The organism is Parabacteroides sp. (genome assembly GCF_977054455.1).
In genome coordinates this window covers 43,175-62,218 of sequence record NZ_CDRTCT010000026.1, presented here as the reverse complement: position 1 = coordinate 62,218, position 19,044 = coordinate 43,175, and the positions used below count along the sequence as shown (strand labels likewise).

The following is a 19,044-nucleotide window of genomic DNA, read 5'->3' as shown; positions in this document are numbered from 1 at the left end:
AATTGGCAATTGACAATTTAAGATTTACTTCTGATTGATTGTCAATTGCCAATTATCCATTATTTACATTTCCCTGATCCAAATATTACGGAAACTGATCGGTTCGCTGGGGTCGCCATGAGACTGCAAGCGGATCGGGCCTGCACCATGTTTTACTACTTTCGGGAAACCGATATATTCCGTAGTACCCAGGATGGTCGTGTTATTCTGCAATACGACGCCATTCTGAATGACCGTAACACGTGGCGGAACACGATAAGTGCCGTCTTCCTTGAAGATAGGAGCGGAATAGATGATATCGTAGACATTCCATTCGCCCGGTTTGCGCATGGCATTTGCCAGAGGAGGCGTTTGTTTGTAGATACTGCCGGTCTGGCCGTTCACGTATGTCTCGTTGTTGTAGCAATCCAATACTTGGATCTCATACATGTCTTGCAGGAAGATACCGCTGTTGCCGCGTCCTTGGCTTGTGCCGGTGATGTTTTCAGGTACGCACCATTCGATATGCAGCTGGAAGTTCTCGAACTTTTGTTTTGTCTGAATGTCTCCTTTCTTTTTGTCTACAGTGAAGACTCCTTTCTTTACAATCCATTCGGCCGGTCCGCCTTTAGGTGTTTCCCAAGCTGAGAGGTCCTTCCCGTCAAACAGGACGATGGCGTCGGAAGGAGCGCTGTTTGTTTTGATGTCACCCGGAGTGACTACTTTCGGTTGCGGTGTCCAGTATTCGGACATCCCCGGTTTCATCTTTTCCTGTTCGGGGTACTGTTTTTGTGCGCTTGCACTGATACAGGCTGTACAAGCGAGAGCTGCCAAAGCAGTCTTCATTGTAATGCTTTTGTTCATGGTCTAAATTTTTTATATTAGGTTTAGAATTTATTGCTTGCAAATGTATAAAAAACGGCAATACGGTAGTTACCCTATTGCCGTTTTTTTGCAGAATACTTTAAAAATCGTCCTTTATGGCTTATGATTGAAAAGCCGTTGTTCTGCCAATTGTTCGTATTTGGTACCCGGCCGGCCGTAATTGCAATACGGGTAGATGCTGATGCCGCCGCGCGGCGTGAAAACACCGGTGACTTCGATATATTTGGGGGCCATCAGGCGGATTAGGTCTTTCATGATGATATTGACGCAATCTTCATGGAAAGCCCCGTGATTGCGGAAACTGAACAAATATAATTTCAGGCTCTTGCTTTCCACCATTTTCACATCAGGGATATAATCGATGTAGATGGTGGCAAAGTCCGGCTGGCCGGTGATAGGGCAGAGGCTTGTGAATTCCGGACAGTTGAAGCGCACCCAGTAATCATTCTCGGGGTGTTTGTTCGTAAACGCTTCCAGTACCTCCGGAGCATAATCTTGTTTGTAAACAGTTGAACCGCCTAACAGGTGCAGTTCGTGTTCATCTTTTCTTGTATCCATGATTTCTGTTCCTTATTCTTGTAAATGATGATTTACCGGCGTCTTTTTAAATATTTCTCCAAACCTTCGCGACGTAGTTTGCAGGCGGGGCAATGGCCGCACCCTTCTGCCATGACGCCGTTGTAGCAGGTGAGGGTTTGGGTCCGTACGAGGTCGAAGACGCCTAACTCGTCAGACAGTTCCCACACCTCGCTTTTGTCCCGGTCCATCAGGGGAGTGTGGATCACGAACTGTTCGTCCATCGCCAGGTTCAAGGTGACGTTGAGGGAGCGGACGAATGTATCGCGGCAATCGGGATAACCGCTGAAATCGGCTTCCGAAACGCCGGTTACCAGGTTGAAGATTCCTTTGCTGCGTGCCAGGATAGCGGCGAAGGTCAGGAAAACCATGTTGCGCCCGGGCACGAACGTGTTCGGATAGCTGTCTGCCGGTTTTTCCCGGTCCATTGAAATGCCGGCATTGGTCAGCGAACAGTTCGGATCGAGCTGGCTGATCAACGACACGTCCAACAGTTGGAACGGGACACAGGCATCGGCTGCGATCTTTCGTGCGACCTCTATTTCCAGTGAATGTTTTTGCCCGTATGTAAAGCATACGGCTTCTACGCGCGAAAAGTGCTTCTTGGCCCAGAACAGGCAGGTTGTGGAGTCTTGTCCACCGGAGAAGCATACCAAAGCGGCTTCTTGATGTTTCATATCTTTCTTGTTTTTAGTACGTGGTTTAGCAAGCACACGGAAAAGGAGACATTCCTTTTCGCCTGCAAAGATACTTTTTTAATTGAAAATGGAGAATTGAAAGCTGGAAATTGGAGGAGGCAGAAAGGAGTGATTGCACAACCTTTATCAATCTGTGCGGCACATTTCTGCCAAAAATGTGCAATGTTTAAAAAAAGTATCTATCTTTGCCGCCGTTTATGTCGGGGAAGGCATAATAGAAATAGGTATTAACAAATAAAGTTTTTATGAAGAAAGTTATCGCGTTGGCATGTCTTTCCATGCTTCCAATGACGTATGTGGCCGCGGAAGGTTACCAGGTAAACGCACAGAGTACGAAGCAGGCCGGTATGGGGCATGTAGGCGTCGCAATGAAACTGGGTGCGGAAAGTATGCATTTCAACCCTGCCGGATTGGCATTTATGGACCGTAGTATCGACCTGTCGGCAGGCGTGTCGGGAGTGTTTGCCACTGCTAAATATAAATCATTGACAGACGATTATTCTTTTGAAACGGATAATAAGGCCAGTACGCCTTTGTATCTTTATGCCGGTTTCAAGATTTATGATAACCTGGCTGCCGGCGTAATGGTCAATACTCCTTTTGGAAGCGGCATCCATTGGGGAAATGATTGGAGAGGTTCCCATCTTATCCAGGATATATCTTTGAAAGCATTTAATATCCAGCCCACGATTTCCTGGAAGATCATGGACCGGTTGAGCATCGGAGCGGGCCTGATGATGGAGTTTGGCAATATTTCTTTGAACCGTTCTTTGATCGCTCCGGGTGCCATGAGTGGATTGGCCGGCAAGCTGACCGCAGGGAATCCGGCTTTGGGGGCAATGATCCCGCAGCAACTGAAAGAGGTTATGGCCAAATATGATTATGTATCGGCTGCTTCTGTCGGTCTGAAAGGGGATGCCGGTGTGCGTTTGGGATATAATATCGGTGCGATGTTCGACGTGAATGAAAAGATTACGATCGGTGCATCTTATCGTTCGAAAGTGATGGCAAAGGTAAAAGAAGGCGACATTGCGCTGGATTATGCCAATGAGTTGGAATTTAAAGGCTTGTTGCAGCAGGTAAACGGATTGTTGGGCCAGTTGCAAGGACTTCCCGGTGTACCTGAAAAGATTGAAGTCCCGGAATTGGATAAAGGGACTTTCTCTGCCGAACTGCCGTTGCCGAGTGTTTGGAGCGTGGGTGTGACCTATTGTCCTGCTGCTCGTTGGACGCTCTCTGGCGAAGTTCAGTTCATAGGCTGGGGAGCATACAATTCTTTGATCGTCAACTTCAGCCCGGCTGAAGAGTTGGGAAAACATGATATCAATGCTCCGAAGCACTATAAAAATTCTCGCACCTATCGCATCGGCGGCCAGTTTGCTGCTACCAGCCGTTTGGATGTGCGCTTGGGAGCTTACCTGGACGAAACTCCTGTTGAGGACGATTATCTGAATCCTGAAACTCCGAGTATGAACAAGCTGGGGATTACAGCCGGTTTGAGTTTCCGTCCCTTGACAAACTTTTCGGTGGATGTGGCTTTCTCTTATGTGACCGGCTTCGGACGTGACGGCTCTTATACGGATCTGGATCTGTTGGGACAGCCCCGTACGTTCGGCGGACATTATGATACTGTCGCCTTGATGCCTGCTATCGGCGTATCGTACGCTTTCTGATCTGACATTTGAACTGATTATAGGGTGAGGCCGGAGGGTTCATGCCGTTTCTGCCGAATCCTCTGTCACTCTATCACACTTTCTCTTGTGAACGTTGATATATATGTGATGCAGGAGTGATACATGCCGGATTTATGTATCACTCCTGTATCACATATATATCACACTCTCTTATCAGTGTTCGGGTGATACATATATGGCTTTTCTGTACATCCGGGTGTAGCCGTCCCGAACATCGGGGTGTAGAGAACGGCAACATCCGGGTGTAGAAAGCCGGAAGATGGGCATGATTGATAGATCCCATCATTTGCTTGCCTTCAGCCCCCGGATGACGGAGGATGTGAAGCCGGAGAGTTCCATTTCGTTCAATCCCTTGATGGTGATACCTCCCGGAGTCGTTACCTTATCGATTTCCATTTCAGGATTGCTTTTGTTTTCCAATAAGAGGTCGACGGCCCCTTTCACCGTGTGGACGACGATTTCCTGTGCCTGCTTCGGGTAAAAGCCCAATTCAACCCCCCCTTCGATGGCAGCGCGGATATAGCGCAGGGCGAATGCAATCCCGCTGGAAGCCAAAGCCGTTCCGGCAGACATCAGGCGTTCCTCGACCAACATCGCATTCCCCAATTCGTTGAAGATGGTAATGATCAAGTCCGTTTGCTCCTTGGACGCATTACGGGCAGCTACGAAAGTCATGCTGCTAAGCACTTCGATCGCCGTATTCGGCATGATACGGAAAATAGTCGGAGTGACCAAGCAATCGTCGAACCCCGTGTTTTTGGTCAGATAGGTGTTCAACAGGTCGAAGGTGATACCTGCGGCAACGGAAACGATGATTTGTTTGTCGTAGTTGAGTATGCCTTTGATCTGGTCGATGATTTCCTCCACGCGCCAGGGTTTCACGGCAATGACGATGATGTCGGCGCCTTTGACCGCTTCTACATTGTCCAGCGAGAGGACGAAATCCGGATTCGTATTCCTCATTTTCTCCAAAGTCGTTTCCGATTGTGCCGTGCAAGTGATGTCCGATGCCTTAAACATATGGCCTTTAGCCAATCCCCGTGCTATGGCACCGCCGATATTCCCGGCACCGATAATTGTGATCTTCATGTTTTCTTCTGTTACAGTTGTTATGTCTGGCAAAGATACAGCTTAAATTGTCAATTGTCCATTGCTCATTGTCAATTTAATCGTATCTTTGCCTTTCAAAATTAATCTAATAACATAATATAAATAGAATTACATGAAAAAGACAATTATTGCAGCGGGGATGCTGTTCGCCATGACGATGTCCGCAACAATCCATGCACAAGAATCAGAGAAGAAAGAAAAGGAAGAAGGGTTTGTTTTTACGACAGTAAAGGAGAATCCGATCACTTCGATTAAGAACCAGAATCGCGCCGGAACTTGTTGGTGTTATTCTACAATGGCATTCCTGGAATCGGAATTGCTCCGTATGGGAAAGGGTGAATATGATTTATCCGAGATGTTTACGGTTTACAACACTTATCTCGATCGTGCGGATGCTGCTGTGCGTACCCACGGAGACGTTTCCTTTTCACAAGGCGGTTCTTTCTATGACGTGATGTATGGAATGGAGGCTTTCGGCCTGGTTCCGGAAGAAGAAATGCGTCCGGGTGTGATGTACGGCGATACGTTGAGCAACCATACCGAACTTTCCGCCCTTACGGATGCAATGGTCGCTGCCGTAGCCAAAGGCAAACTGCGTAAATTGCAATCGGATGAAAATAACGCCATGTTGTGGAAGAAAGCGGTGGCTGCCGTTCACGAGATTTATTTGGGCAAGGCTCCTGAGAAGTTTACTTATAAAGGCAAGGAATACACACCGCAGTCTTTCTATAAGTCTACCGGTTTGAATCCTTCCGACTATGTGTCCCTGACTTCTTATACGCATCGTCCGTTCTATACCCAATTCCCGATCGAAGTCCAGGACAACTGGCGTCATGGATTGTCTTACAACTTGCCTATCGACGAATTGATGGAAGTGTTCGACAATGCTATCAATACCGGCTACACGATTGCCTGGGGGGCTGATGTGAGCGAATCCGGCTTTACACGTGACGGTGTTGCTGTTATGCCTGATAATGAAAAGGTTCAGGAACTGAGCGGTTCCGATATGGCCCATTGGTTGAAATTGAAACCGGAAGAAAAGAAACTGAATACGAAGCCCCAACCGCAGAAATGGTGTACACAGGAAGAACGTCAGTTGGCTTATGACAACTACGAAACGACTGATGACCACGGTATGCAGATCTATGGTATCGCTAAAGACCAGGAAGGCAACGAATATTACATGGTGAAGAACTCTTGGGGTACTTCCAACAAGTATGAAGGCATCTGGTATGCATCCAAAGCATTCGTGCGCTACAAGACTATGAACATCGTCGTTCACAAAGATGCGCTTCCCAAAGCGATCAAGGGTAAGTTGGGAATTAAGTAAATTAAAAATTAAGAATTAAGAATTAAAAAAGAGGCATTCCGATTGCTATCGGAGGCCTCTTTTCTATTTATACAAAGATGTGCTGTGAAGATGTATCGATTATTGTACGAGTTTTAGCGTATAATTAAGGTCGGAGGCGGCTTTTTGTAATTCCTGGTTCAACATGGTCAGGCTATCCCCTTCTGCCAGGAAATAAAAGACCATGCTGCCATCGCTTGGGATCAGTTCATATACGATTGCGCTTGCATCGGCAGGAGTCCCTTTTTTCACCAGGCGTTTGCCGGTAGAAGTAAATGTCTGGTCTTTGCCGTTTTCAGCTTCCAGGTAAGTGGCGTCCAGTTCGTAAACGCCGTCGTCGCTATCTTGCTGATAGAACAAAGTCAGGTCGTAAACGATACCGGGACAATCGGCTGCCGGAACAGTCCCTTTATATTTTTTCTGTACGACTGCACCCTTTTTCGGATCCAGTTTCAAGGAGTCGCGCATATTGATCGGTTTAGCCGGTTTGGCCTTTACTACCGGCAACTCCGGCAGGGAAGGAGCATCGGGAGCTGCTTCGGCGACGGCAATACTTTCTTCTTCAACCAACACGGGAGTGTCTTTTGCAGCCTTCCCGTTACATGCAGCCAAAAATGCCAGTGCTGCTACTGCGATAAAATACTTTTTCATTTTGTGCTTTTTATTTAGAGATTTAGTGACTTTTGGAGATATAACAAAAGACCCCCTGCATTTTGTTTTTGCAGAGGGTCTTTTTAACTATTTCAGATAAAATGAACTTTTATTTACTTTTCAGGTAGTCTTCCGGGATCGTGGTGGCGCTTCCGTCACGTCCGGCAAAATAGTGAGGCGACATGATCTCTACGCCTGCCTCATTAAAGATATCCTGGATGTTCTGGTGCAGGTCGGAAGTGATCTGCGCCAGTTGGTCGGCATCTTTGATGTAAGCATTGATTTGATAACAAGGATAGTAGTCCTGAAGTTCTGTTTCCAGTACGAACGGCTTCGGATGTTCCAGGACTCCGTGCGTGCTGCGTGCCGCATTGATCAGCAGTTGGTGGACCTGTCGCCAGGGAGCGTCGTAGCCGATCGTGACCGTCGTATGGATAATCAGCCCGAACTGGCGTGCCGAAGCACTGTAGTTGACCGTATGGGATGACATGATAAAAGCATTCGGTATCGTCACGACTTCATTCTTGGGGGTACGCAAGCGGGTGACAAATGGAGTTTTCTCGATCACGTTGCCGGTCGTATCGTTCAACTTGATGCGGTCGCCGAGCTTGAAGGGACGCATATAGGTGATGACAAGTCCGGCAATGATATTCCCTATCACCGTGCTGGAACCGAGCGAGATGATCAGGCCGACAAATACCGAAATCCCCTGGAACACGCCGGAATTGGAGCCCGGCAGATAGGGATAAATCATCGCGATCATGAACGCATAGAGCAGAAAGCGGATGATATTGAATGTCGGTTGCGCCCAATCCGGATAGAACCCGGTGATCTTCAGCTTCTCGTTCTCGATCTCATTGGCAATATACTGCAGGCCTTTGATGATATACTTGATGCAGTACCAGATCACCAGGATGATGAACAGGTTCGGTATGTATTCCACGATCGACTTCAGCACCATCTTGATCGGTTCCATGATATAGAGGAAGATCTTCAGCGCCAGCTTTTCCGTCTGCGGAAAGATGGCGAACAGCATCGGGACACTGAACATCAACTGTATCAGCAGCACGATGTACCGCAGGAGGTTACTGAAGAAGATCAGGATCCGTCCCTGCCGGTGCGTGTTCAGGAACTCGTAGTCGCGGATGATGATCGGTTTCAGCCGTTGCTGCTTGAAGCGTATGATCTGCCGGCGCAGCTTGCGGAACAGGAAATTCGTCAGCCGGAACAGCAGATATTGTATTGCCAGCACCAACACGAACAAAGCGGCCCGCTTGGCTACCTGCAACAGGCTGTGCTCCTCTTTCAGGTCCTTGATCTTGGCGGCCAGGACAGGGGCATACTGTTCGGCCAGTTCCCGCCGCGACGTGCCTTGCCAAAGCGCATCCTGGTCGGTGATGCTGACGATCACCTTGTTGCCGTACATGATATCGATGTAGTATTCGCTTTCCAGCGTGTGGACGGAATCACGGTGCAGGCTTCTGTCCTTGCCGATCTTCATCAGGATATCGTTGATCATATCCGCACGGTCGAGGGCTGAGTGCCCGCCTCTCTTGGCATAGAGCGTGAACAGCGTGTCGCCGTCCACTAAGACGGGGACACCGGGGGTAAGCGCCCGCAACGAATCGATGCTGCGGCGTTGTTCGGCTCTTTTCAGCGAGTCGGACGTCTGGTTCAGGTTACGGACATTGTCGAGCTCGGTGCGGAGGACGATCTCGTTCAGCTTCATCTCCTGCAACTGGAGCGCCATCTCCTGGATGCGGATCGAATCCTGCCTGTGCAGTTCTTCGACGCTCAACGTATCGGCTGCGGCGGGCGGAAGAGAATCGGGCCGAGGCTCGCCTGTCGCAGTCTGGAGCAATTGTTCCGCTTTCTCGATCAGTTGAGCCTGGGCTTGGGCATTGGTGGCAAATATCCCGATGAGGATCAGGAAATAAACCGGTAATTGTTTCATGTCAAACTTCTGTTAGATGGATCCTGTTCTATCATTTACCTCCGGCGGGCAGATGGTCCAGCCAGTATTTGGCCATCGTCATCCGCAGATGCAAGGTCGTGCCCGGACGTTCGTAAATGCCGTGGCTGCGCATCGGGTAGCTGACCTGGCTGAACATCTTGCCATGCTTCACCAACTCGTTGACCAGCATCTCGCAGTTCTGATAATGGACGTTATCGTCGCCCGTCCCGTGTATCAGGAGCAGATTCCCTTTCAGGCCGGATGCGTATGTGATCGGGGAACCTTTGCGATACCCTTCCGGGTTGTTCTGCGGCGTGTTCATATACCGTTCCTGGTAGATCGTGTCGTAGGTACGTTGGTCGGCAACGAAAGCGATGGCGATCCCCGTGTGGAAGACATCCGGATAGCGGAACATGGAGTTCAGCGTCTGGCTTCCGCCGCCGCTCCATCCGGTGATGCCGATACGGGACGCGTCGATAAACGGATAACGGCGTGCCATGTCCTGGATGCCTCGTGCCTGGTCTTCGGAAGCGAACGTGCCGACTTCGCCATAGATGCATTTGCGCCATTCACGGCCGCGCGGTGTGTTGGCTCCCCGGTTGTCGATGCTGACCACGATATATCCGAGGTTGGCGACATACTGGTTCCAGAGGTCGCCGCCTCCCCATACGTCCTGTACGGTCGAACTGGCCGGTTCGCCATAGACCTCTATGATAACAGGGTATTTCTTTGCCGGATCGAAATGGACCGGCTTGATCATCCAGGCATCCAGTTCGAGATCGCCGGAGGTCACTTTGACGAACTCTTTCGGGTTCAGTCCCAGTGCGGCATATTGTTCGCGTGCCTTTGCATTGTCCTCTATCACCCGTACGGACTGGTGCTTGGGGAAGGAAACCATGTCGATCACCGAAGGAGTCGCCGCATTGCTATAGGTATGGACCGCCCATTTCCCGGTGGGCGACATCGTGTAGCGGTGTTGTCCCGGCTGGTCCATCGGGCTGAGGCGTTTCACTTCGCCCTTGCCGAAGAGTTCGGCGCTGTACAGATACCGTTGCGTGAAATTATCGGGAGATGCGATGAAATAAACCAGTCCCTTTTGCAGGTCCGTCCCGACCGGCGAGATATAATCGAAGTCGCCTTTCGTGACAGGCACGATCTCTTTCCCGTCCCGGCTGATGCGGTACAGGTGGCGCCAACCGTCGCGTTCGCTTTCCCAGGTGAACCAGGTGTTGTCTTTCAGCCATTGGATGTTATCGTTCGTGTCTAACCAGGCTGCATCGGTATCAGTGAAGATATTTTCGGGTTTCGCGCTGCCGATGCGGGCGATCCAGACTTTGTTCGTATTCTGCGGACGGTTCATCTGCTGGATGAACAGTTCGTTGCTTCCGGGGATAAACTCCATGCGGGGAATGTAGTTGCCCCGCGGATCACCGGGGATTTCGATCCAGGTCGGCACGCCTCCTGAAGCAGACACATAGCCGACTTTGACGGCCGAGTTCGTGCATCCTGCCTTCGGATAGGGGAAATGCAGGATGGTCGGGTAGATGGAATCTACATTGTTGATGATATCAAAGACGCCTGTTCCCTCGGTATCGCTCTGCCAATAGGCGATATATTGTCCGTCCGGGCTCCAACGGAAACCGTCGCGGCAAGCGAATTCTTCTTCATACACCCAGTCGAACGTACCGTTCACGATCGTCTGGCTCCCGTCATGAGTCAGCTGCGTGATCCGGCCGGAGGCGATATCTTCTACATATATATTATTGTTCGAGACGAAAGCCACACGTGTCCCGTCAGGCGAGAATTTGGCAAACATCATCGACGATTCGGGCAGTCCCTTCCCTAACTGGCGCAAGGTCCCGTCCTTCAGTGTCAGCACCCAGTAGTCGCCCCGCGTGTCGTAACGCCATACCCGCTTCGTGTTGTTATAGATCAAGACCTTCCCATTGTCGGCGCTCCAGGAGATGCTGCGGATGGCAATCGGTTTTCCGGTCTCTTTGCTGATAAACATGGAGGAGGGAATGATGACTTCCCGCCGGTTGTCTTTGGCGCGATAGGCGACGATGTCGATGCCGCCTGTCTCGGCGTTCGGTTCCATCCGGCTATACCGTTCGCCGTCCTTCATCCATGTCATGGCGCCGATCCCTTTTGTCTGCACCAGCCGTCCTCCGACGACATCTTCCAAATGGAGTTTGCCCTTTACTGCGGCCGTTTCGCTTTGTGCAAACGGATCGCCGTCCGTATCCGTCCGGTTTTCCCACGGCATGATTACCTGTGCCATGCTTACGTTTCCGGCCAGCAGGATGCACGCTACCGGAAGAATGAGTTTGTTTAGTTTCATGTATATTAGTTTTTATAATTATCCGTGTGCAAATAACGGAATGTTTTGCGAGATGGGCAAAAAAATGTTTTTATGAAAGAAAAAATAATTAACTTAGAGCCTCAAATCTATATATTATGTTTAAAGCGATAGCAGGCTATTTCAAGAATAAAAAAAAACAGGAAGAACCTTCCGTCCCGGATAATGCATCGGAACCAGCCGAGGAGGCTTCCATTCCGGATGAACCGGATATTTTATCTTTTCAACAGGAAATTATAGAGAAATGCAAGGACGATAAATCCATGTCGGGATTTATTGACAAGTTATTGTATTCAGATGAAATAAGGTATAGCTTTTTGAGCGATGACATTTTTATGGGTATGAGTAAAACTTTCGACTCTATATATGAAAAGTTAAAGAAATCTGAAGCGGAAGTAGCCTCGTTGGAAAAAGAGAATTCGGATTTGCGTTCGGCCTTGGCTAAAAAAGAAAATACCATCCGTCAATACGAAAAGGAAAACGACAAGTTGCGTTCCGAGGTAGATGAAAAGGAAAAATCATTAACTGCCGCCTGGGATGAAAAAATAGATGCAATTCATCAGCTCGAAAATGAAGGAAGCCGATTGCGTTCCGAGATAAAGAAAAAGGATAGTTTAATCAGCAAACTGGAAAATGATAATACCGGTTTGAAAAACGACTATGCCCTGCTTCTGAAAGATGCGCTTTTCTGGAAAAAGCAGAATGTCGTCATGGGCCAGCAGATAACCGTTTTGCAAAGGGAAAATGGAGCCACGCCGAGAGTCGGGGACTATCGTTTCGAGAACGGAAGCCCCGGCACTGTCCAGCAGGAGATGTTAAGGCGGATTTCAAGTTTGCAGTACCAATTGAAAAAAGCGAATAATAAGATTGAGGACCTGCATTCGCAGATCGATTTTTATGACAAGAAAAAACAGGCGATAGCCACTTTGGAGAGCGGATTGAAGAAAAAATGCCCGAAGCAAGACGGCTTGGTTGAAAACGGGAAAAACACTATCTGCATTTACTTCGGCGACCAGATATACAGCGGGAGCATAAGCGATGTGGAGCAAGCCTTGAACAAGGCGGTCGAAGATGTCCGGGAACAATTGAACCGTTGGAAAGTCGACTTGATGTTTAAGGAGGAAGAACTGAAACAGGAAAGCCAGAGGTTAAGTGACCGGAAGGAGTTCCTGGTCAGAGTATATCCCAATTACTTATGGGTCTTGAAGCATACGGATAAAATAAACGAAATGAAAAAAGATTTGGAAGGCACGTTGAAGAAACTGGCTCCCGCTTTTTCATTGGAGGACTATGAGAACCAGAAACTGAAAGAAGAAAAATTCAAAATGCAACGTACCGAATTGGCCCAACAGCTCGAAAGCCACCGGAAAGAAGAAAAAGACTTTATCAGGGAACAGGCCAAATTCAGGAACCGGGTGACATCCTTGCGTGACAGCCAATATCTTTTGGAAAATGAGATAGCAGCTATTATCGATAAAGAAGAACGATTGTTTTTCGTGCTCCGTGCGTTTTATAAGAGTATGCCCCTTTATGATCTTGTTCTTCAGTTTTTGTTCTCTTTTATCGAGAGTCCGGTTCAAAAACGTATTGCCATGCAATATTTCAAAGGGAAAAGCATTTATGAAATCAGCAAAGATGAAAAAGGGAAATCAAAAGAACAAATCGAAAATATCATCGAGGCGGCAACCAAAAAACTTTATAAGGCAGTCCGTTCGATAGAAGAACAGGAGTTTTAAAGCGATCTTTCCTCTTCACCGCCTGACGGGGGACGGGAGCGACGTGTTGTCTTCTTTGCCTGTGTTGCCGCTCTGTTTGTGGGAGGTTCGCTCGTTCGTCTTTTTGTGCATTTTTCAAAATAAAAATGTCAGATATATGAAGGGATGAATCTCTTGCTCATTCTATCTTTATCCCCGAATCACGAAAAAAGAAAAATACCATGAGTACATTACTGAACCGCTTTATCCTGTTAGTCTCTTTCGCCTTTTCGGCTTTTGGCCTGCAGGCTGCCGATAAGAAACCCTCCGGGCTGATGACCGACCTCATCGAACATACCGGGCAAACGTGGCAGAACGGATACGCGTCGAACCTGCCGGTATGGCAACTTGACGAGGCGATCGAACCGTTGCAATATGCTGCCATCCGCTCGACACATCCCGCCTTTTCCTGGATTGTTCCCGGTGAAACCGGGGGGACGCGGCAGACCGCTTACCACGTGATCGTGGCTGATAACCGCGAGGATGCCGCTTCCGGAAAAGGGAACCTGTGGGACAGCGGGATGGTCGGGAGCGACCGCTCTGTTGCCGTCCGTTATGCCGGTGAAGCCTTGCAGCCGGGCAAGTCCTATTTCTGGCGGGTAAAGACGGTGACCAATACCGAAGGGGAAAGCGAATGGTCGGAAGTGAAAGCATTCCGAACCGCCGACCGCCTGTCCCAATATGAAACAGCCTATTATCCGCAGGTGAAGACGATGGAATTTCCGGCCGGGATAAAGGAAATACGTCCCGGCACACGTCTCGTCGATTTCGGGCGGGATGCTTTCGGGCAGTTGGTGCTGACGCTGGCATCCGACGGCTCGCAGGATTCTGTGGTCGTACATTTAGGGGAATGCCTCGAAGGCGGGCGTATCTTGCGTGATCCGGGTAAGTCGACGATTCGCTATCATCGTTATCCGTTGGCTTTGTTGAAGGGGACGAACACATACCGGATCAAGATCAAGAAAGATAAACGGAACACCGGATCGGCTGCCGTGTTGATACCGGATTATGTGGGCGAAGTCGTCCCTTTCCGCTATTGCGAGATCGAAGGGTATAAGGCGCCTCTGTCGCCAACTTCGGTTGTCCGCGAGACGGTGCATTATCCGTTTGATGAGACGGCTTCTTCTTTCCGTTGTTCCAATGATACGTTGAATCAGATCTGGGAATTGTGCAAATATTCTGTCCGCGCTACTTCTTTCTCTGGGATTTATGTGGATGGCGACCGCGAACGTATCCCTTATGAGGCGGATGCCCTGATCAACCAGCTTTGCCATTATGGGGTGGACCGTGAATATGCGATTGCCCGCCGTTCGCATGAATACTTGCTGCAACATCCGACATGGCCGACCGAATGGATCTTGCAGGCGTTGTCGATTGCCTGGTACGATTATCTGTACACGGGCGATAGCCGTTCGCTTGAATCCGGTTACGGATGGCTCAAACCACGCGTCCTGATGGCTCTCCGCGAGAAGAACGGGCTGATCAGCACGACGACCGGATTGCAGACGGAAGATTTCCTTCGTTCGATCCGTTTCAAAGGACAGATACGGGATATTGTGGACTGGCCGCATACCGGAATACTCGGTTTGGGAAAGAAGCAAGGGGGAGAAGACGACGGATTTGCCTTTACCGATTATAATGTGGTGACGAATGCTTGGCATTACAAGGCTTTGAAGCAGATGGAGGGGATTGCCGGTGCATTGGGTAAGCAGGATGACGCCGCTTTCTATGCATCCGAATCGGACGCTTTCAAAAAACGGTTTATCCGTTCGTTCTTCAATGCTCGAAAGGGTTGTTTCACGGATGGCCTTGCTGCCGATACCGATCATGCTTCCCTGCATGGCAATATGTTCCCGTTGGCGTTCGACCTCGTTCCGGCCGGAAAGAAGCAAAGCGTCGCAGGTTTTATCCAAACCCGCGGGATGGCTTGCAGTGTCTACGGCTCGCAATTCCTGATGGATGCCCTCTATGAAGCGAATGATGCCGAATATGCCTTGCATATGCTGACCAAGACGGACGACCGCAGTTGGTATAATATGATCCGTGTCGGCTCGACTATCTCGCTTGAAGCCTGGGACAACAAGTACAAACCGAACCAGGACTGGAACCATGCCTGGGGAGCCGCTCCTGCCAACATCATCCCGCGCCGCCTGATGGGGGTGGAACCTCTGACACCCGGTTTCGGTACTGCCCGCATCAAACCGCAGCTTGCTTCGCTCGAATGGGCGGAGGCTACGATCCCGACGATCCGGGGCGCGATCCGCATGGAGGTGGAGAATAAGGCGGATGCCTATAGCCTGAAAGTGACGATTCCTGCCAATATGGATGCCGAAGTGTATCTTCCGCTCCCGTCCGGCAAATATACCGTAACGAATAATGGCGCTCCGGTGAAAACCGTTAAGATGAAGGGCGAGCCGTTCCTCTATGCCGGGAAGATCGGTTCCGGCAGCTATACTTTTGTGGTGAATTGATCGTGATAAAGGAGTTTTGACACACTTCCATAATTGTCCCCCCAAAAAAATAAAAGATCCACCAACCGGAAGCTCCGATGGTGGATCTTATTATATAAAGGAACAATTAAGCTGCATAGCGACGGTCCGCGAACCGTCTTCTTTTTTTAAGCATTCAGCACCTTGCGGAACCGTGCGATGAACTCTTTCGCTTCGTCCATGCTCAGGCAGAGCGGCGGCAACAGGCGGATCGTGTTGGTTCCGGCGACTCCCGTAAATACCTTCTCTTCGAACAGCAACTTGCTGCGCACTTCCTTGATCGATTCTTCGAACTCGATACCGATCATCAGGCCGCGTCCGCGAATTTCCTTAATTCCCGGCAGCTTATGCAGCTCGTCCAACAGGTAAGTTCCTACTTCCCGCGCATTGTCGATCAGCTTTTCATTCTCCATGATCTCCAGCACGGCAATGGCAGCCGCACAAGCTAAATGATTGCCTCCGAAGGTCGTGCCTAACATCCCGTATACCGGTTTGAACATCGGGCTGATCAGTAATCCGCCCATCGGGAAACCGTTGCCGATGCCTTTTGCCACCGAAATCAGGTCCGGCTTGATACCGGCATACTGGTGGGCGAAGAACTTACCGCTACGTCCGTAACCCGACTGGATTTCGTCGAGGATCAGGCAGGCTTCATATTTCGTACACAAAGCACGCAGTTCCTGCATAAAGGAATCGGCCGGCAACTGGATGCCACCCACGCCTTGAATACCCTCGATGATTACCGAAGATACGTCCCCCTTCTGCAATTCGGCTTCTACTGCCGCCACATCGTTCAGAGGTAGGTAGGTCACAGCAAGATCTTCATTTACCGGAGCGATGATCTTCGGATTGTCTGTCACGCGTACGGCAGCAGATGTACGTCCGTGAAAAGCGTGTTTGAAAGCGATCACCCGTTTCTTTCCATTGTGGAAAGAGGCTAACTTCAATGCATTTTCATTGGCTTCGGCTCCTGAGTTGATCAGGAAGAGCGAATAGTCGTCATAACCGGATGCCTTGCCCAATTTGTCTGCCAACTTCTGCTGGAGGCTGTTGATGACGGAGTTGGAATAGAACCCCAACTTGTTCACCTGTTCGGTGATAGCCTTAACATAAGTGGGATGGCTATGACCGACCGAGATCACGGCATGTCCGCCATACAGGTCGAGGTATTCGTTTCCCTCTGCATCCCATACATGGCATCCCTTGCCTTTGACTATCTCTATATTGAATAATGGATATACGTCGAATAGAGTCATTAGATTTATAATTTATGATTTATAATTTATGATTTATAGGGGATTTATGATTTATGGCTTATGGCTTATGGTCTGATTGTGTATGCTTTCAAATCATAAATCATAAATCATAAATCATAAATCATTTAGAACGCTGACGGTTTCAGATGCAACCCTACCGTCTCTTCCAAACCGAAGAGAAGGTTCATATTGTGGACTGCCTGGCCGCTGGCTCCCTTCAGCAAGTTGTCGATCATCGAAATGATAAGCAACTTGTCTTCATGCTTTTGCAGATGAATCAGGCACTTGTTCGTATTCACTACCTGTTTCAGATCCGGGTTCTTGTCCGTGACGAAAGTGAATGAGTGATCGGCGTAGTATTCTTCGTAAATACGTTTGATCTCATCCAGTTCGATCTTGCAATCTAAATAGGTCGTAGCGAAAATGCCTCGTGAGAAATTACCCCTTATCGGGATAAAGTTGATTGCACTGTCGAAGCTGTTCTGCAACTGCCGCAAACTTTGCCCGATCTCTGCCAGATGCTGGTGCGTGAACGGTTTGTAAATCGATATGTTATCGTTTCGCCAGCTGAAATGGGAGGTCGGCGACGGTTTGACGCCTGCTCCCGTCGATCCCGTGATTGCGTTTACATGCAAATCCGAGTTCAGCATCAGATGTTTGGCCAATGGTAAAACAGCTAATTGGATACAGGTGGCAAAACATCCGGGGTTTGCAATATGCTGTGTGTTACAGATACGGCGTCGGTTCAGTTCGGGCAGACCGTAAACGAAATCGTGTTCAGGGCTTTCGATGCGGTAGTCCATGCTGAGGTCGATGATCTTCACGTTTTCGGGTACGGTATGGCTTTCCATGAATTTCTTTGTGTCGCCGTGGGCGGTACAGAAGAAAAGAAGGTCGATCTGGTTCAGTGGAAGTTCGTCGGTGAACACCAAATCGGTCTCGCCATAAAGTCCGCTATGCACGTCTGTGATCCTGTTGCCGGCATTGCTCGTGCTGTTCACAAATGTAATCTCGGCGTCCGGATGGTTCAGCAGCAGGCGGATCAGTTCGCCTGCCGTATATCCTGCACCTCCAATAATTCCGACTTTGATCATATCTCTTCGTTCTTATGGTTGTTGTAATAAACACGCAACGGGGTGGATGTGACCTTGATGAAACCTTTTGCATCTTCGGCTGTCCAACCTTTCTGCATTTCTCCGTATTCGCCGAACTTGGTTTTAACCAGGTCGTCTTTTGAATCGACACCGACGGTAGAGAACGAAAGCGGGCGAAGTTCCAGGATGACTGTTCCGTTCACATTGCGCTGTGATTCCTGCAACATGGCTTCGATGTCGCGCATGACCGGTTCAAGATACTGGCTTTCGTGGAGGAACATCCCGTACCAGTTGGCAACCTGGTCTTTCCAGTATTGCTGCCATTTGCTCAGCGTATATTTCTCGAGGAAACGGTGAGCGCCGATAATCAGCATCGGAGCGGCTGCCTCGAATCCTACACGTCCCTTGATGCCGATGATCGTGTCTCCCACATGCATGTCACGGCCGATACCGTATGCCGCACCGATTTCTTCCACTTTCTGGATGGCGGCAATCTTGTCTTCGAATACTTCACCGTTCACGGCATGGATTTCACCGTTCTTGAATTCGAGACGGAGCTCTTCGCTGCCGGTTTTCTTCACCTGTTTCAGGTAAGCGCTTTCCGGCAGGCCTTGTTTGGAATCGAGAATTTCTCCACCGCAGATGGATGTTCCCCACAAACCTACATTATAAGAATATTTCAGTTTCGTGAAGTCCGCTTCAAAACCATGTTCTTTCAGATAGTTGATTTCGTAGTCGCGGCTCAATGCCATATCGCGTGTCAGCGTGATGATCTCGACATTCGGAGCCAGCACTAAGAAGGTCATGTCGAAACGGATCTGGTCGTTTCCGGCCCCGGTAGAACCGTGGGCGATCGCATCGGCGCCGATCTCGTTTGCATAGCGGGCGATTGCCAGCGCCTGGAAAATACGTTCCGAGCTAACGGAGATCGGATAAGTGCCGTTGCGGAGCACATTTCCGAAGACCATATATTTCAGGCTCTTTTCATAATATTCTTTTGTAACGTCGATTGTCACATATTTAGTAGCCCCTAACTTGTAGGCGTTTTCTTCGTTTTGTTTCAACTGTTCTTCACTGAAACCGCCTGTGTTGGCACAAGCTGCATACACTTCATATCCTTTTTCCTTGGCCAGATACATAACCGTAAAAGATGTATCCAATCCTCCGCTAAATGCGACTACTACTTTTTTCTTCATT

14 protein-coding genes are annotated in these 19,044 nt (G+C 49.2%); 4 read left to right on the top strand and 10 right to left on the bottom strand.

Features of this window, described 5'->3' with window-relative positions; all coding sequences use genetic code 11:
* Positions 1 to 63: 63 nt before the first annotated feature.
* The 3 genes from ACW6QF_RS13900 to queC all read right to left on the bottom strand — a co-directional run bounded on the left by ACW6QF_RS13900 (position 64) and on the right by queC (position 2,117).
* On the bottom strand, positions 64 to 843 hold the full coding sequence (locus ACW6QF_RS13900) for a 3-keto-disaccharide hydrolase (protein ID WP_298550777.1): 780 nt from the start codon (positions 841 to 843) through the stop codon (positions 64 to 66).
* A 114-nt stretch (positions 844 to 957) separates the two neighbouring features.
* The gene (queF, locus tag ACW6QF_RS13895; protein WP_298550775.1) at positions 958 to 1,422 is read right to left on the bottom strand and encodes a preQ(1) synthase; all 465 of its coding nucleotides are present in this window, start codon (positions 1,420 to 1,422) and stop codon (positions 958 to 960) included.
* Between the two features lie 32 nt (positions 1,423 to 1,454).
* Positions 1,455 to 2,117 (bottom strand): 7-cyano-7-deazaguanine synthase QueC, encoded by a 663-nt coding sequence (gene queC / locus ACW6QF_RS13890; RefSeq protein ID WP_298550773.1) that lies wholly within the window; start codon positions 2,115 to 2,117, stop codon positions 1,455 to 1,457.
* Between the two features lie 266 nt (positions 2,118 to 2,383).
* On the opposite strand from queC, the gene ACW6QF_RS13885 reads away from it, so the two are divergent.
* On the top strand, positions 2,384 to 3,811 hold the full coding sequence (locus ACW6QF_RS13885; RefSeq protein ID WP_298550771.1) for an OmpP1/FadL family transporter: 1,428 nt from the start codon (positions 2,384 to 2,386) through the stop codon (positions 3,809 to 3,811).
* A 303-nt stretch (positions 3,812 to 4,114) separates the two neighbouring features.
* Here the strand turns inward: ACW6QF_RS13885 and proC are convergent, their stop codons facing one another.
* A complete protein-coding gene (proC, locus tag ACW6QF_RS13880) occupies positions 4,115 to 4,921 on the bottom strand; it encodes a pyrroline-5-carboxylate reductase (protein WP_298550769.1) in 807 nt (268 codons plus the stop codon).
* Between the two features lie 133 nt (positions 4,922 to 5,054).
* On the opposite strand from proC, the gene ACW6QF_RS13875 reads away from it, so the two are divergent.
* Entirely contained in the window at positions 5,055 to 6,272 is a 1,218-nt protein-coding gene (locus ACW6QF_RS13875; protein WP_456088259.1) for an aminopeptidase C, read from the top strand.
* 99 nt (positions 6,273 to 6,371) lie between these two features.
* Here the strand turns inward: ACW6QF_RS13875 and ACW6QF_RS13870 are convergent, their stop codons facing one another.
* The 3 genes from ACW6QF_RS13870 to ACW6QF_RS13860 all read right to left on the bottom strand — a co-directional run bounded on the left by ACW6QF_RS13870 (position 6,372) and on the right by ACW6QF_RS13860 (position 11,236).
* A complete protein-coding gene (locus ACW6QF_RS13870) occupies positions 6,372 to 6,941 on the bottom strand; it encodes a copper resistance protein NlpE (protein ID WP_298550765.1) in 570 nt (189 codons plus the stop codon).
* Between the two features lie 109 nt (positions 6,942 to 7,050).
* The gene (locus tag ACW6QF_RS13865; RefSeq protein WP_456088258.1) at positions 7,051 to 8,895 is read right to left on the bottom strand and encodes a mechanosensitive ion channel family protein; all 1,845 of its coding nucleotides are present in this window, start codon (positions 8,893 to 8,895) and stop codon (positions 7,051 to 7,053) included.
* A 31-nt stretch (positions 8,896 to 8,926) separates the two neighbouring features.
* Complete coding sequence (locus ACW6QF_RS13860) at positions 8,927 to 11,236, bottom strand: S9 family peptidase (protein WP_456088257.1); 2,310 nt, start codon at positions 11,234 to 11,236, stop codon at positions 8,927 to 8,929.
* A gap of 116 nt (positions 11,237 to 11,352) precedes the next feature.
* Here ACW6QF_RS13860 and ACW6QF_RS13855 point away from each other — a divergent pair, with 116 nt between their 5' ends.
* Positions 11,353 to 12,990 carry a hypothetical protein gene (locus ACW6QF_RS13855; RefSeq protein ID WP_456088256.1) on the top strand — a complete coding sequence of 546 codons (1,638 nt, stop codon included), beginning with the start codon at positions 11,353 to 11,355 and terminating at the stop codon, positions 12,988 to 12,990.
* A gap of 200 nt (positions 12,991 to 13,190) precedes the next feature.
* Positions 13,191 to 15,479, top strand: a complete 2,289-nt coding sequence (locus tag ACW6QF_RS13850; protein WP_456088255.1) for an alpha-L-rhamnosidase-related protein — start codon at positions 13,191 to 13,193, stop codon at positions 15,477 to 15,479.
* 146 nt (positions 15,480 to 15,625) lie between these two features.
* Here the strand turns inward: ACW6QF_RS13850 and ACW6QF_RS13845 are convergent, their stop codons facing one another.
* From ACW6QF_RS13845 to ACW6QF_RS13835, 3 genes are all read right to left on the bottom strand, one after another.
* A complete protein-coding gene (locus ACW6QF_RS13845; RefSeq protein ID WP_298550754.1) occupies positions 15,626 to 16,753 on the bottom strand; it encodes an aspartate aminotransferase family protein in 1,128 nt (375 codons plus the stop codon).
* Positions 16,754 to 16,878: 125 nt separating this feature from the next.
* Positions 16,879 to 17,847: an N-acetyl-gamma-glutamyl-phosphate reductase gene (argC, locus tag ACW6QF_RS13840; RefSeq protein ID WP_456088254.1), complete on the bottom strand. Its 969-nt coding sequence runs from the start codon at positions 17,845 to 17,847 to the stop codon at positions 16,879 to 16,881.
* Positions 17,844 to 19,043: an argininosuccinate synthase gene (locus ACW6QF_RS13835; protein WP_298550750.1), complete on the bottom strand. Its 1,200-nt coding sequence runs from the start codon at positions 19,041 to 19,043 to the stop codon at positions 17,844 to 17,846. The genes argC and ACW6QF_RS13835 overlap by 4 nt, the downstream gene beginning before the upstream one ends.
* Position 19,044: the final 1 nt, after the last annotated feature.

Excerpts from the sequence above, each read along its gene's own strand:
- ACW6QF_RS13885 (WP_298550771.1), top strand. The coding sequence starts at position 2,384 with ATGAAGAAAGTTATCGCGTTGGCATGTCTTTCCATGCTTCCAATGACG.
- ACW6QF_RS13835 (WP_298550750.1), bottom strand. The coding sequence starts at position 19,043 with ATGAAGAAAAAAGTAGTAGTCGCATTTAGCGGAGGATTGGATACATCT.
- ACW6QF_RS13875 (WP_456088259.1), top strand. The coding sequence starts at position 5,055 with ATGAAAAAGACAATTATTGCAGCGGGGATGCTGTTCGCCATGACGATG.
- proC (WP_298550769.1), bottom strand. The coding sequence starts at position 4,921 with ATGAAGATCACAATTATCGGTGCCGGGAATATCGGCGGTGCCATAGCA.
- argC (WP_456088254.1), bottom strand. The coding sequence starts at position 17,847 with ATGATCAAAGTCGGAATTATTGGAGGTGCAGGATATACGGCAGGCGAA.
- queF (WP_298550775.1), bottom strand. The coding sequence starts at position 1,422 with ATGGATACAAGAAAAGATGAACACGAACTGCACCTGTTAGGCGGTTCA.
- ACW6QF_RS13870 (WP_298550765.1), bottom strand. The coding sequence starts at position 6,941 with ATGAAAAAGTATTTTATCGCAGTAGCAGCACTGGCATTTTTGGCTGCA.
- ACW6QF_RS13900 (WP_298550777.1), bottom strand. The coding sequence starts at position 843 with ATGAACAAAAGCATTACAATGAAGACTGCTTTGGCAGCTCTCGCTTGT.
- ACW6QF_RS13845 (WP_298550754.1), bottom strand. The coding sequence starts at position 16,753 with ATGACTCTATTCGACGTATATCCATTATTCAATATAGAGATAGTCAAA.
- ACW6QF_RS13860 (WP_456088257.1), bottom strand. The coding sequence starts at position 11,236 with ATGAAACTAAACAAACTCATTCTTCCGGTAGCGTGCATCCTGCTGGCC.
- ACW6QF_RS13850 (WP_456088255.1), top strand. The coding sequence starts at position 13,191 with ATGAGTACATTACTGAACCGCTTTATCCTGTTAGTCTCTTTCGCCTTT.
- ACW6QF_RS13865 (WP_456088258.1), bottom strand. The coding sequence starts at position 8,895 with ATGAAACAATTACCGGTTTATTTCCTGATCCTCATCGGGATATTTGCC.
- ACW6QF_RS13855 (WP_456088256.1), top strand. The coding sequence starts at position 11,353 with ATGTTTAAAGCGATAGCAGGCTATTTCAAGAATAAAAAAAAACAGGAA.
- queC (WP_298550773.1), bottom strand. The coding sequence starts at position 2,117 with ATGAAACATCAAGAAGCCGCTTTGGTATGCTTCTCCGGTGGACAAGAC.